Source organism: Cryobacterium sp. TMB3-10, from assembly GCF_004402305.1.
In the GTDB taxonomy this organism is placed as follows: domain Bacteria; phylum Actinomycetota; class Actinomycetes; order Actinomycetales; family Microbacteriaceae; genus Cryobacterium; species Cryobacterium zongtaii.
The window spans coordinates 29,762-43,516 of record NZ_SOGH01000006.1 but is presented as its reverse complement, the minus strand read 5'-3'; the positions used below and the strand labels follow the sequence as shown (position 1 = coordinate 43,516).

At 66.9% G+C, this 13,755-nt stretch carries 8 protein-coding genes; 7 read left to right on the top strand and 1 reads right to left on the bottom strand.

Going from position 1 to position 13,755, the window contains the following annotated elements; all coding sequences use genetic code 11:
* Window position 1 precedes the first annotated feature (1 nt).
* Entirely contained in the window at window positions 2-1,051 is a 1,050-nt protein-coding gene (locus E3T22_RS02455; protein WP_134480212.1) for a M23 family metallopeptidase, read from the bottom strand.
* A 1,144-nt stretch (window positions 1,052-2,195) separates the two neighbouring features.
* On the opposite strand from E3T22_RS02455, the gene E3T22_RS02450 reads away from it, so the two are divergent.
* From E3T22_RS02450 to E3T22_RS02420, 7 genes are all read left to right on the top strand, one after another.
* Complete coding sequence (locus E3T22_RS02450; protein WP_241983573.1) at window positions 2,196-3,290, top strand: LacI family DNA-binding transcriptional regulator; 1,095 nt, start codon at window positions 2,196-2,198, stop codon at window positions 3,288-3,290.
* Between the two features lie 167 nt (window positions 3,291-3,457).
* On the top strand, window positions 3,458-5,119 hold the full coding sequence (locus tag E3T22_RS02445; protein ID WP_088457366.1) for an ABC transporter substrate-binding protein: 1,662 nt from the start codon (window positions 3,458-3,460) through the stop codon (window positions 5,117-5,119).
* 108 nt (window positions 5,120-5,227) lie between these two features.
* A complete protein-coding gene (locus E3T22_RS02440; RefSeq protein WP_088457365.1) occupies window positions 5,228-6,208 on the top strand; it encodes an ABC transporter permease in 981 nt (326 codons plus the stop codon).
* Window positions 6,205-7,170 carry an ABC transporter permease gene (locus E3T22_RS02435; protein ID WP_134409373.1) on the top strand — a complete coding sequence of 322 codons (966 nt, stop codon included), beginning with the start codon at window positions 6,205-6,207 and terminating at the stop codon, window positions 7,168-7,170. The genes E3T22_RS02440 and E3T22_RS02435 overlap by 4 nt, the downstream gene beginning before the upstream one ends.
* Window positions 7,167-8,900: an ABC transporter ATP-binding protein gene (locus E3T22_RS02430; RefSeq protein ID WP_134480210.1), complete on the top strand. Its 1,734-nt coding sequence runs from the start codon at window positions 7,167-7,169 to the stop codon at window positions 8,898-8,900. The genes E3T22_RS02435 and E3T22_RS02430 overlap by 4 nt, the downstream gene beginning before the upstream one ends.
* Before the next feature lie 70 nt (window positions 8,901-8,970).
* Window positions 8,971-10,140 (top strand): glycoside hydrolase family 1 protein, encoded by a 1,170-nt coding sequence (locus E3T22_RS02425; protein WP_134409375.1) that lies wholly within the window; start codon window positions 8,971-8,973, stop codon window positions 10,138-10,140.
* 75 nt (window positions 10,141-10,215) lie between these two features.
* Window positions 10,216-13,755 (top strand): hypothetical protein, encoded by a 3,540-nt coding sequence (locus tag E3T22_RS02420; protein WP_134480209.1) that lies wholly within the window; start codon window positions 10,216-10,218, stop codon window positions 13,753-13,755.

Genomic DNA, 13,755 nt, shown 5'->3' with positions numbered 1-13,755 from the left:
TCTAGCCGATCCCGAGTCCGATCCCGCGGTCGGTGAAGAAGGGGAGTGGGTCGAGAGCTATGGCGTCGACGCGCACCTCGAGGTGCAGGTGGCAGCCGGTGGAGGAGCCGGTGCTGCCCACTCCGGCGATCACCTGACCGGCCGTGACCCTCTGGCCGGCAGCCACGAGGGTGGCGTCGTCTGCGATGTGGGCATAACCGGTGGTCACCCCGTCGCCGTGGTCGATCAGCACCCAGTTGCCGTAGGTCCCGAATCGGCCCGTCTGGGCGACGACACCGTTGCTGGCGGCGTACACCGGGGAGCCGCACGCGGTGGCGAGGTCGGCACCCGAGTGGAACGGCAGAACGCCGGGTAACGGCAGCTCAGGTCGGGGGCCGAATCCGTCGGTAAGGCTTCCCACAGCAGGAGTGGCCCAACCCTGGTCACTCAGCCGGGCACCGAGGGTGCCGGCCAGCTGGCTGACCGCCTGAGTAGCGCGGTCCGCAGAGGCCTGGACGGAATCGGCCAGCGCCGCCTCGGCGTTCGTGCTGGCGGTTGCGAAGGCCGCGGTGGCCTGGCTCAGCGACACCTCCGCGGTCGCGAGGGCGTCCTGCTGCTCGGTGACGGTGAAAGCCAGCGCCGCCGTCTGCGCGGTCGCGAGGTCAGCCTGCAGGGTGGCCGCACGTTGGCTGTCCCGATCGACAAGCGCTCGGATCTCGCTCATATTGCCCGCCAGCATCGAGATCCGGTCGACGGTTCCCAGGCGGGAGAGCAGGTCCGCCGAGCCCCGATCGCTGAGCAAGGCGTCCAGTGCCGCCGTGCCGGAGCCCTCTTGCACCATCGTTCGCACCAGGTTGGCCATCGTGCGCGTCGATACCTCTGCGCGAAGTGCGGCCGCGTCGGCCAACACCCGAACCTCCTCGAGCCTGGTGAGGGCGGCGGTCTTATCGGCCATCGTCGCCGCGAGATCGAGTCTTGCGGCGTCGTAGGCCGACTGGGCGTTGGCGCGGGCGCTCTCCGCTGCCGCGAGAGCGGATGCTGCGCGGGCGGCATCGAGCGAGGGAGCCGCCACCGCGGTGCTCAGGGGCCTCGTCGCGCGGCCGGGCGAGCGTGGGGCCGGAGACGACGGCCTTGTTGATGTCGAGGGGGTGTTTTCTGGGCTCGCGGGGGGCGTGACTGGAGACGTCGGGGGCGCGGAGTCGGTGGGCGGATCCGTGGGTTGGGGGGTTGGCTGCGGGGTCGGCGTAGGCTCCGCTGTCGGCTCCGGGGTGGGGGTGGGGGTCGGCTCCGGGCTCGTCGGGTCGCCCGGTGTGGCTGGGCTGGTCGGGCTGGGGCTGACCGGCGGCGGAGACGGCTCTGGAGTTGGTCCCGGATCCGAAGGCTGGTCGCTCGGTGTCTCCGTCGGTATCGGAGTCGACGTCGGGGCGCCTGGGGTGTCCGTGGGAGTGGGAGTGGGATTCTCGGTGGGCGTGGGCGTGGGCGTGGGCGTGGGCGTGTCGGTTGGCTGGGGTGCGACCGTGGTCACGGCCAGGGTGGACGCGGCGTCCGCTGCGGTCGGTGCGCCGGCCGTGAGAACCGTGGAGCCCAGCACGAGCAGACCCGCAATGGTCCCGGTTCGCAGTCGGCGTTTGTGCAGGGGGCGTGCGCGCACGACGCGATGCACACCGCGGCCGTGCGATGTCGTGGCCATGTAGGTTCTCAATCCCAAGCGGTAGAGAGTCGGCCGGTCAACCGGCAGTGGCGCAAGTATTTCACCGCCCCCCAACGGCCGCAACGCATCGGGCCAAACCCGTGGCTAGTGCGGCTGGCCGAGCTGGTTTGCACGGCCGAGCTGGTCCCACGGTCCCGCTGTTCCCGGTAGTCCCGCTGGTCCTGCTCGTCCCGCCCCGCCAGGTGGGCGAGGACGTCGATCCCGCCGAGACTCCGCCGAGGTCATCAGGTAAAAGCGCTGATCGACGGGCCTGCGGGTGTCATGGAACTATCGTCGCGCCTGGCGATCAACGATGGACTGGACGTGATGGGACCTCCTGCTTCTCGCGTCAGAGGGCGTACTCGCTCTGAGCTACTGGCCTCAACTCACCCTGACCCGCAGGGGTGGTCCGAAACAGGCGATGAGGCGCATTTCAGGGGCGTCCGACAATCATGCCAAGATGGATTACACCGCACCCTTATGCCGTACCACGGCGCAAAATCCACCCAGCTAGAGCCCATACGAGATGGAGGATCTGATGCCGAAGACTCCCACCGTCTACGATGTCGCGGATCTCGCGGGGGTGTCGATCGCGACCGTGTCGCGGGTGTTCCGAAAGCCGCACAAGGTGTCGCAGGCGACCAAGGACCGCGTAGACGCAGCCGTCTTGAATTTGGGCTACGTGCCGAGCGGAAGCGCTCGGAGCCTGGCGGCGCGACGGGCCGGTGCGATCGGGCTGTGCTTCCCCGACTTCGACGGGATCGACGGCGGACCGGCGCCGATCGTCTATACCGATGGCAGGGTGATCGAGCACTTCGACCCGCCCGAGGACGTCGAGCCGAGCGGGGACCTCTACCTCAGCGAGGTCATGCTTGGCACGGAGATCGAGGCGTGGCGGCACGGCATGGCCGTGACTATCGCGGTGGCGCGTGGCGACGAGATCTTCGACAACCTTGCCGGTCGCGTCGATGGCATGATCACGCTCTCGCGGACGGTGCCCGAGCGGCTGCTTGCCCACATCGCCCGGCATATCCCGGTCGTGGTCATCGCCGGCACGCGCGCAGGGGACGACTACGACCACATCGGCACCGACAACGTAGCCGGCATGCAAGCGATGACCCAGCACATCGTCGGCGCCCACGGGGTCCGCGACCTGGCCTTCGTCGGAGGCCCGGCCGACTCCCCGGACGATCACGACCGCTTCGAGGGATTCCGCATGGGGCTGCAAGCAGAGGGGATCGAGCCACCGGCCGGGCCACTGCTGCGGGGTGACTTCACCCGGAGTCACGGTCGGATGCTCGGTCGTCGTCTGGTCGAGGCAGGTCGGGTCCCGCGGGCGCTCGTGTGCTCGAACGACCAGACCGCACTGGGAGTCCTCGACGCCCTGCTCGCCTCAGGACTGAGGGTGCCCGAGGACGTCATAGTCACCGGCTTCGACGGGATCGACGCCTCGCAGACGTCACAACCGCGGCTCACAACCGTCCGTCAACCCATGCGTGAGTTGGGTCGAGCGGCGGTGGACACCTTGCTGCGCAGACTGGGGGACCCCCTGATGCCACCGCAGACCGGAACCCTACCGGTCACGGTACTGCTGCGTGAGAGCTGTGGTTGCCTCGCCTGACCCAGGCCGGGCATCGTCACGTCCATCCCGTCGTCTGTTCGATCGGAAGTTGCGCGACGAGATGTATGCGCATACAGTATGAGGACAGCACTACTTGCCGACGTGATCCGCGTGGATGCGTAACGCTCGGCCGAGGTGACAAAGATGACACTAAGGGGAAGACATCCATGATCGATCGCACCCGTCGGACGCGTACGCGCCTGACTTCCGTCCTGGGGCTGGGGCTCGTCGCAGCCCTGGCTCTGAGCTCCTGTGCAGCTCCCGAACAGGGAACCGAGTCCGGAACGGCAGGGTCGAGCTCGCTCATGCTCGCCGCCGACAACGGATCGCCGACGTTCGTCAAGAACTTCAACCCATTCGTGATCGAGAAGCGAACCGCATCGACGATCATCAATGAACCCCTCATGGTCGTCAACGCTCTCGACGGCAAGTCAACGAACTTCCTGCAGACGAACTACACGCAGCCCGACGCCAAGACGATCGTCTCGGACATCCGCGAGGGCGTCACCTGGAGCGACGGCGAAGCATTCACCGCCGAGGACGTCGTCTTCACGTACAGCCTCCTCAAAGAGTTCCCGGCACTGGACAGCACCGGTGTCTGGTCGCGTCTTGAGTCCCTGAGCGCGGATGGCCAGACGGTCACCTTCGTCCTCCAGGCGGAGGACTCGTCCGCACCGATCACCATGCTCGCCGTGCCGATCGTCGCCGAGCACCTCTGGGCAGACGTGGCGGACCCGGTGACCTTCACCAACGATGACCCCATCGGAACCGGCCCCTACACTCTCGGCGACTTCAACGCGAACCAGTACAAGCTCGAGAAGAACCCGGACTACTGGCAGGCCGACAAGGTGGCCGCCGATGAACTCGTGCTCCCCGCCGCGAACTCGCAGCTGGACGTCGTCAACAACGGTTACGACTGGGCCTACGCGTTCATGTCGGATGTCGAGAACACCTGGGTCGCCGCCGACGAGGGCAACCAGTACTGGTTCCCCGCCGCTGGCACGGTTGCCATCGCGCCGAACCTCACCAAAGCGCCCTACAACGACCCGAACTTCCGCGAGGGCATGTCTCTCGCTCTCAAGCGCGACAGCATCGCCGACAACGCCTCAGAGGGCACGGTTGGTGCCGCCGGACAGCAGGGACTCCTGCTGCCGACACAGGCCGAGTGGCTCACCGACGCCATCCCCGACGAGGGCATGGTCACGCAGGACACCGACGCCGCTGAGGCGGCTTTCGCCAAGGCCGGATTCACGTCCAAGGGCGGAAAGCTCGTCGACGCGGACGGCGTGCAGGCCAAGATGACGATCACCACACCGAACGGCTGGACCGACTGGCTGCGCGCAGTGCAGGAGATCCAGAAACAGTATGTCGCGATCGGCATCGATGTGAAGATCAACCAGCCGCAGCCCGCCGCTTACTTCCAGGCGGTGCAGAACGGTGATTTCGATGTCGCGATGACGTCCTTCGGCGGCAACGGCTCGGTCTACCAGGGCTACTACAACCTGCTGAGCTCCGATTTCCTCCAGCCGATCGGCACCACGGCTCCGTCGAACTACCAGCGGTACTCCAACCCTGAGGTCGACAGGATGCTCACCGAGTTCCGCACGACCGTAGACGCGGACCGCCAGAAGGAGCTCGCCGGGGAACTCCAGGAGGTCATGTACAACGACCTCCCGGTCATCTCCGTCTACTACGCGGGCCTCTGGGGTCTCGTCTCCGACAAGAGCTTCACCGGCTGGCCCGACGCCGACAATCCCTACATGACGCCGACTCCGTACACCTCGGCAGCGCTCGTCGTCCTGACCACCATCACGAAGGCGAACGGCTAAGAGGTTCTCCTGCAGAACCGCTACAGGCTGAGCGAGGTGCCTCTGACACCTCGGGCACCTCGCTCAGCCCCGCTGTGCCCCCAACCTCCTATCGAAGGCGAGTAACCCGTGTGGTACCCCCTGCGCAAGCTTGGCTTGCTGCTCCTGACCGCGTGGGCCGCGATCACCCTGAACTTCCTGCTGCCGCGGCTCATGCCCGGCACGCCTGCTGATGCGGCCATCGCGAAGCTGGCACAGAACGGCCCTGTGGATCCAGCGACCCGAGCAGCCATCGAGGCTCAGCTCGGCGTCCCGACCGGCGACGTGTGGTCGCAATACGCTCAGTACCTCGGCAACGTGTCCCGCCTCGACTTCGGGGTCTCGTACACGTTCTTCCCGCAGAGCGTTTCCTCCCTCGTCTTGAACGCGCTCCCGTGGACACTTGTCATGGTCGGTCTCGTGACCATCGTGGCGTTCGTGCTCGGGACTCTGCTCGGTGTGCTCGCCGCCTGGAAGCGCGGCACCTGGCTGGACACGCTCCCCACGCTCGGCGGAACGTTCACCTCGGCCTTTCCATACTTCTGGACCGCCCTTCTGCTCGTCTTCTTCCTCGGCTACACGCTCAAGTGGTTCCCGACCTCGGGTGCGTATGGCCTCGAAGCGACCCCCAACCTCAGCCTCGCCTTCATCGGCGACGCGCTCGGCCACGCCTGGCTGCCCGCCGTGACGATCCTCGTCACCTCCGTCGGCGGCTGGATACTCGGGATGCGCAACAACATGATCAATACCCTCGGCGACGACTACGTCACCTTCGCCGAAGCGAACGGTCTGCGCACCCATACCGTCGCCATCAAGTACGCCGCCCGCAACGCGATCCTGCCGAACCTCACCGGCTTCGGCCTGGCGCTCGGTGGTGTGGTGGGTGGCTCGCTGCTCGTCGAGCAGGTCTTCAACTACCCCGGTGTGGGCTACTTGCTCTTCAACGCGGTCACGAACCAGGACTTCCCGCTCATGCAGGCGCTGTTCCTCATGATCACGATCAGTATTCTGCTCGCGAACTTCTTGGTCGACATCTTGTACGGACTATTGGATCCGAGGACCCGACGATGACTTCTCTAGTGAATCTCCCTGAACCCACGGGCTCGACCCCGCCCCATCAGGCCGCGCGCGGTGCCGGCCCCGTCCTCCCCAAGCAGCACGGACCGGCCTCGCCCTTGCGGGTCCTCACGCGCGGCGCCTCGACGATCTGGAGCAACAAGAAGGCCCGCATCGGCGTGGTCCTGCTCCTCGCCTTCGTGGCTCTGGCCATCTTCGCGCCGCTCATCGCGCCCTACGGCGCGAGCGAGAACGGCTTCGGACGCAACCAATCTCCATCCCCGAGCCACTGGTTCGGTACCACGGCTGCCGGCGAGGACGTGCTCTCGCAGGTTATCTTCGGTGCCCGGATTTCGGTGCTCGTCGGCTTCATCGCCGGGTTTCTCTCCACGCTCATCGCCGTCGTCGTGGGCCTGTCATGGGGCTATATCCGTGGCCCGCTCGCCGACGTCATCAACTTCATCGTCAACCTCGTGCTCGTCATCCCGGGGCTACCGCTCATGATCGTCATCGCGGCCTACCTGCAGAACGGCGGCATGACGATGATCATCTTCGTCGTTGTGCTCACCGGTTGGGCCTATGGGGCCCGCGTGCTCCGATCGCAGACACAGTCCATCCGCGGTCGTGACTTCATCACCGCGGCGCAGTTCGCCGGAGACGGCGCGGCCCGCATCGTCTTCCACGAGATCCTGCCGAACATGACCTCGCTCATCACCGGCAGCTTCTTCGGTGCGGCGACGTCGGCGATCCTCGCGGAGTCTGGCCTGTCCTTCCTGGGGATCGGTGACACGACGACCGTGAGCTGGGGATCCATGCTCTTCTGGGCGTCGAATTCAAACGCCCTGCTCACCGGTCAGTGGGTGCTGTTGTTCGCACCCGGCCTGTGCATCGCACTGATCGCCACGTCGCTCACTCTTATCAACTTCGGGGTGGACGGCCTGTCCAACCCCCGCCTACGGGAAGGAACCGGACGATGAGCCTGCTCGAGGTCAACAATCTGTCGGTCATCTATGAACCGCGCGGTGCGGAGCCGACTTATGCGGTCAAGAACGCTTCTTTCTCCCTGGAACGGGGCGAGTTCGTCGGCCTGGTGGGAGAGTCCGGCTCCGGAAAATCAACCCTGGGCTTCGCGGTGACCCGCCTCGCCAAGGCGCCGGCGCGCATCTCACAGGGAACGATCCTTTTCGATGGGCGCGATATCGCGAACATGGATGACGAGGAGCTGCGCAAGCAGCGCCAGGGCGGTTTCGCGATGGTGTTGCAGTCGGGCATGAACGCGCTCAACCCGGTGCGCTCGATTCGCAAGCATTTTGGTGACATTTTCGCCGCGCACGGCCACGTGCCCGCAAGCAAGCGGCTCGCGCGAGCCTACGACCTCGTCGAGAAGGTCGAGCTACCCCGCGATGTGCTCGACCGCTTCCCCGGCGAGCTTTCCGGCGGGATGCGACAACGCGTCTCGATCGCTCTCGCCCTGTCTCTCGAGCCTCAGCTCATGGTCTTCGATGAGCCGACCACCGCTCTCGACGTGCTCGTGCAGCACGCCGTCATGGGCACCATCCGGGAGCTGCAGAAGTCTGAGAACTTTACCGCGCTGCTGATCAGTCACGACCTCGGCATCGTGCTGGAGTCGACGACACGGGTCATGGTCATGAGCGAGGGCGTCATCGTTGAGGATGGTACGTCGCAGCAGATCCTGCACGCACCGCAGCACGAGTACACACAGATGTTGCTCGGCCACTATGCCGACCCCCGCGCGGAGGTCGTCCAGGTGCCCGGGCTCGTCGTGCGCGGCTCGACGATCTCGACCACCGGGCTCGATGGCGTCCCCAACGCTGTCTCGCCGATGACGGGCGAGTTGGTGACAAGTGCGCCCTCCGGGCCCGCCCGGCGCCGACCGGGGCGACCCGAGGCGGCGGCGATCGTGGTCGACGACGTCACCAAGGTCTATCCGCGGCCGCGCCGCGGTAGCGACCCGGTCACTGCCGTGGACCACGTCTCCTTCACCCTCGACCGGGGCCAGTCCATGGCCCTGGTCGGCGCGAGCGGCTCGGGAAAGTCCACCATCGCCAAGCTCATCACCGGCGTCGAACGTCCGACATCGGGCACGATCCTTTTCGGTGAGACCCGGGTCGATACGCTACGGGGCAAGGGGCTGCGGGGGCTACGCCAGGAGGTGCAGATGGTCTTCCAAGACCCGTACTCCGCGCTCAACCCACTGCACACCGTCGAGTACGCGCTCATGCGCCCCGTCCTCAACTACACCGGACTGCGCGGTGCCGAGGCGCGCACCCGCGTGCTCGAGCTCCTCGATACCGTGGGTCTGACGCCCGTCGAGCAGTTCGCGGCGAAGCTCCCGCATCAGCTCTCCGGCGGACAGCGTCAGCGCGTGGTCATCGCCCGCGCGCTCGCTTGCGACCCGCAGGTGATCATCGCGGATGAGCCCGTTTCGATGCTCGACGTGTCGTTGCGCGCTGGTGTTCTCGCGCTCCTTGATGGACTGCGGGTCACGTTCGGCGTTTCGATGCTCTACATCACCCATGACCTCCTCTCCGCCCGGCTGGTGACTGACCAGATCATGGTCCTCAATCAAGGCCGCGTGGTGGAGTCCGGACAGACCGCCCAGGTGCTTCGGTTCCCCCAGGACCCCTACACGATGGAGCTGCTCGAGGCGATTCCGCAGCCACACCGCGCGGGAGCCGGGCGATGACCGGCGCCGGGCGCACTGCGCACACCACGTGCTGACTGCACCAATCCACACAAGACCAAGCGAGGCAAACATGCTGCACTTCCCCGAAGGATTCCGCTGGGGATCCGCGACCGCCGCTCACCAGATCGAGGGCAACAACGTCAGCTCCGACTGGTGGCGTCGCGAGCACCTCGTGGACTCCACGATCGCCGAGCCGAGCCTTGATGCCTGCGATAGCTACCACCGCTTCCGCGAGGACATGCAGGCGCTCGTCGATGCGGGCCTGGGTATGTATCGCTTTTCGATCGAGTGGGCTCGCATCGAGCCCCAGAAAGGCTTCGTCTCTCAGGCGGAGCTCGCCCACTACCGCCGCATGGTCCTGACGGCCATTGAGCTCGGCCTCGAGCCGATGATCACGCTGCACCATTTCACCATTCCGCAGTGGTTCGAGGACGAAGGTGGGTGGCGTGCGCCCGACGCCGTCGAGCGATTCGCTTTTTACACGCGGACCGTGCTCCCCGTCCTTGAGGGCGTGGAATGGGTGTGCACCATCAACGAGCCGAACATGGTCGCGATGATGGCCGGAGGCGACGGTCTAGGTACGACCTTGCAAGCTTTCGGACAGCCCGGACCCGACGTCAGCGTCGCCCGGACCCTGCTCGCGGCCCACCGCGCCTGCCGAGCGGTGCTCGCGGAGGCAGGCGATTTCCGCACTGGCTGGACGGTCGCCACACAGGACTTTCAGCCTGAGCCAGGCTGCGAGGAGATCGCCCGTGAGTATGGCTACGACCGTGACGCCTGGTACCTCGAGATGGCTGCCGGCGACGACTGGGTCGGCGTGCAGGCCTACACCCGCACCAAGATCGGTCCCGAGGGGCCGCTCCCGATAGCCGACGACGCCGAGAGGACCCTTACCGGCTGGGAGTTCTACCCGCGAGCCCTCGAGGACGGTATCCGCCTGTCCCACGAGATGGCACCGGGGGTGCCCGTCTTCGTCACCGAGAATGGCATCGCTACCGACGATGACACCCGCCGGGTGGCCTATCTGCAGGGCGCGCTCGAGGGACTGCACCGGGCGATCACCGACGGGATCCAGGTGGAGGGCTACCTGTACTGGAGCTTGCTCGACAACTACGAGTGGGGTTCCTACGGCCCGACCTTCGGGCTCGTGAGTGTGGACCGCTCCACCTTCGTGCGGACCGTCAAACCCAGCGCTCATTGGCTCGGCAACGTGGCGACGGCCAACGCTCTCGCCGTCTGAGCTTTCCCGCCCGCACCATCCCGCTCGACCCGCCGCACCCCACCCACTTGCAGCTGCCTGCCTTGAGGAATATTCGTGACCACGCACACCGTCCACCCATCCACTGCCGATCCTGCTGCAGCAGCCACAGACCTGCCGGCCGAGCGTGGCCAGAGGAGAGTCGCGCCGACGGCGGCGTTGCTTGAGGCGGGGACCACTCGCATCGAGCTGTCAGCCGCCGGCGACGTGCGTGCCATCACGTACGGGGAGTCGATGTTGGTCAACCAGTATCTGCCGAGCGAGCATGACGCCATGGTCGGCGGCGTGTTCTTGCGCCGCCACGGCCTGGACGCCTCGGGTGCTCGCATTGTCGAGGGGGTGCCGCTCGTCGGTGGACGCTCGGCCGGTGACTTCGCTGAGGCGCCGGGCTACGTGCGCTGGTCAGGCCAGGCCCTCGGGGCGAGCTACGTGGTGACTCTCACTCTTGACCCGCACGGTGACGTCTGGGTGTGGCGGGTGGACCTCGCGACCGCTGAGCCCGGCGCGGCGGGCTCCATCTACGACGTCGTCTTCGCCCAGGACCTGGCCCTCGTGCCGTTCTCGACGGCCGTCAACAACGAGCCGTACGTGAGCCAGTACGTCGTGCACCACGTGCTCGACGACGCCCGCGCCGGAGCCGTGGTCGCGAGCCGGCAGACCATGGCGACTGCGCCCGTGCTGCCTCTGGCGGTGACCGCTCTCGTCGAAGGAGCTCGCGCCTACCTCACCGACGGATTCTCGTTCTATGGGCTCGACGCGAAGATCGATGGCCGCGCTCACAGTCTCGGCGTGCCCGACTGGGACTCGCTCATCTATCAGTACGAGTTCGCCTTCCCGGTGCTACTCGGTCCCGAGTTCGATCTCACCGCTCCGCGCACCGTGCACGCCGTGACGGCCGTGGTCGCGGACTACCGCGGAGAGCTCGCCGACGCCCTCGACGAGGTGCCTGGACTGTTCGATCGCGCGCTCGCGCTGGGGCTGGGCAGCGCGCCCTCAGCACTGCACGACGGAGCGAGCTCCGTCACAGTGCATACCGCTCCCGCTGCCGGGCCGCACGCGTCGTCCCGCTCCCTGTTGGTATCGGCCCCGCTCTTGGCCGGCCTCGACCTCTCCGACGCCGAGCTCACCGAGCTCGGGACCGTGTCGGCGAACTCCGACGCGTCGTCCCGGGTCCTCCAGCCCGAGCGCGACGATGCCGGGAACCTGCTGTCCTTCTTCACGCCAGAGGCCACCCACGTCGTCAGCCGTGCAAAGGAACTCGCGGTTGAGCGACCCCACGGGCACGTCCTCAAGGCCGGCACCGACGTTAGCCCGAACGACAACATCCTCTCCGCGACGGCCTACGCCTACGGGGTCTTCGCCTCGCACGTTGTCGTCGGGAACACGACCGCCAACCGTTTCGTCTCCGTCCAACGCAACCACCTCAACCTGCTGCGTTCCTCAGGGGTGCGGGCACTCGTTCGAATAGGTGACCGGTGGCAGCTGCTCGGAGTGCCCTCCGCCCTCGTCCTCGACCTCGGCGGGGTCCGTTGGATCTACGCGACCGAGGACGGTCGCATCGAGGTGCGCACGACGGCGAGCCATGACGCCCGTGCCATCGAGATCTGCATCGACTCCGAGCAGCCGATCGACATCATCCTCACCGTGGATGTCGAGCTCGGCGGGCAGTCGTGGACCGCAAGCCGGGCCCTCAACGGCCGCGCGATCGTCTACGCTGCGGACGCCGGGACCGACGTCGCCGAGCACTGCCCTGATCTCGTCTACGTACTCGCCAGTGAGGCCGGGCGCTTCGGTGACGACACGGTGCTCTTCCCCGACGGCCGCTCCCATGGCACGAACCTGACGACTGTCGCTTTCGACGCAACGACCTCGGCCTCGCTTGTGCTCTCCGGTGACCTCGACGGCGCCGCGGACGCCCTCGCCCACGCCGAGGCGGTGCTCGACAACCCACTCGACGTCGCCGCCGAGCTCGAGGCGCACCGCGGTTACATCGCCGACTACACGCGCAACCTACGGGTCGAGGGCGACGGCCGCCTCACCGAGATCAACCTCCTGCTGCCGTGGTTCACGCAGAACGCGCTGGTTCACTTCCTCGTCCCGCACGGTCTCGAACAATACTCCGGCGCGGCCTGGGGCACCCGTGACGTCTGCCAGGGACCGCTCGAGCTCAACCTCGCCTTCGGTCACTTCGACGCGGCGCGCGACATCGTCCGCCGGGTGTTCGCCCAGCAGTCCCCGGACGGGACCCTGCCGCAATGGTTCATGTTCGACGCCTACCGCGAGCGGTACTCCGACGAGGCCCACGGCGACGTCGTCGTCTGGCCCTTGATGGCGCTGGGGGAGTACCTGGCTGCGACCGGCGATACGACGATCCTCGACGTCACGGTGCCGTACTGGGACGGCGAGCTGCGCCGCCCGGGCAGCGTGGCTGCGCCCCTCACCGACCATGTGCGCGCCTCCCTGAACTACATCCGCAGCCACCGCGCCCCTGGGACTGACCTGCTCTCGTACGGTGAGGGCGACTGGGATGACACCCTCCAGCCCGCACAGGCCTCAATGAGCCGTGAGATGGCCTCCGCCTGGACCGTCGCCCTTCTGTTTCAGGCGGTCAGCACCCTCGGCGGCCAGCTTCGGGGGACCGCGCACGACTCGCTCGCCACCGACCTCATGTCCGAGGCGTCGACGATAGCGGCTGAATTCGCTGAGCGTCTCATCATCGACGATGTGCTCGCCGGCTACGTCGTCTTCACCCCCGAGGGCCCGCGGCCCGTGCTGCACCCCAGCGACGACCGGACGGGGCTTTCCTACCGGCTCATCCCCATGACCCGGTCGATCATCGCCGGACTGTTCACCCCCGAGCAAGCAGTGCGCCACGAGAGTCTCGTCGAGGAGCACCTGCACTTCCCCGACGGCGTCCGCCTCATGGACCGGCCCGCGCCCTTCCACGAAGGCCAGACGCGATTCTTCCGTCGTGGTGAGCAAGCGGCGAACTTCGGCCGTGAAGTCGGGCTCATGTACACCCATGCCCACATCCGCTACACGCAGGCCCTCGCGACGCTGGGCCGAGAGCGGCTCGTCACGGAGCTGTTGAGAATCAGCCCAGTCGGCCAGTTCGAGCGACTGAGCACGAGCATGCCGCGCCAGCGAAACTGCTACTACTCATCCTCCGACGCCGCCTTCACCGACCGCTACGACGCCGCCGCGAATTTCGACCGGTTGCGAGATGGCACCGTCGGGGTCAAGGGCGGATGGCGCGTCTACTCCAGTGGCCCGGGTATCTACCTTCGCCAGCTGGTGCAGGGAGCGCTCGGCCTCGTCGAGCGAGCCGGCGCGGTGGTCATAGACCCGGTCCTCGCTCTCGAGGACGACGGCCTCACGATCGCCATCGACCTTGCCGGCGAGCGTCGCACGGTGCGCTTCCACGTCGAGCCCGGCAGCGGGGATGTCCGCGTGATGGCCGACGGCGCGCCCCTCACCGGGGTCAAGACGACGGCGCACTACCGCCAGGGCGGCCTGTCCGTCTCGTTCGCGGACCTCGTCGGAATCTCGGTCCTCGACGTTCACGTCGGCGTTGACCGCAGCACACTTGAGGCCTGA

What these genes read in the sequence shown, in the direction of transcription:
- E3T22_RS02450 (WP_241983573.1), top strand. Translation starts at nt 2,196, where the DNA reads ATGGAGGATCTGATGCCGAAGACTCCCACCGTCTACGATGTCGCGGAT.
- E3T22_RS02445 (WP_088457366.1), top strand. Translation starts at nt 3,458, where the DNA reads ATGATCGATCGCACCCGTCGGACGCGTACGCGCCTGACTTCCGTCCTG.
- E3T22_RS02425 (WP_134409375.1), top strand. Translation starts at nt 8,971, where the DNA reads ATGCTGCACTTCCCCGAAGGATTCCGCTGGGGATCCGCGACCGCCGCT.
- E3T22_RS02435 (WP_134409373.1), top strand. Translation starts at nt 6,205, where the DNA reads ATGACTTCTCTAGTGAATCTCCCTGAACCCACGGGCTCGACCCCGCCC.
- E3T22_RS02430 (WP_134480210.1), top strand. Translation starts at nt 7,167, where the DNA reads ATGAGCCTGCTCGAGGTCAACAATCTGTCGGTCATCTATGAACCGCGC.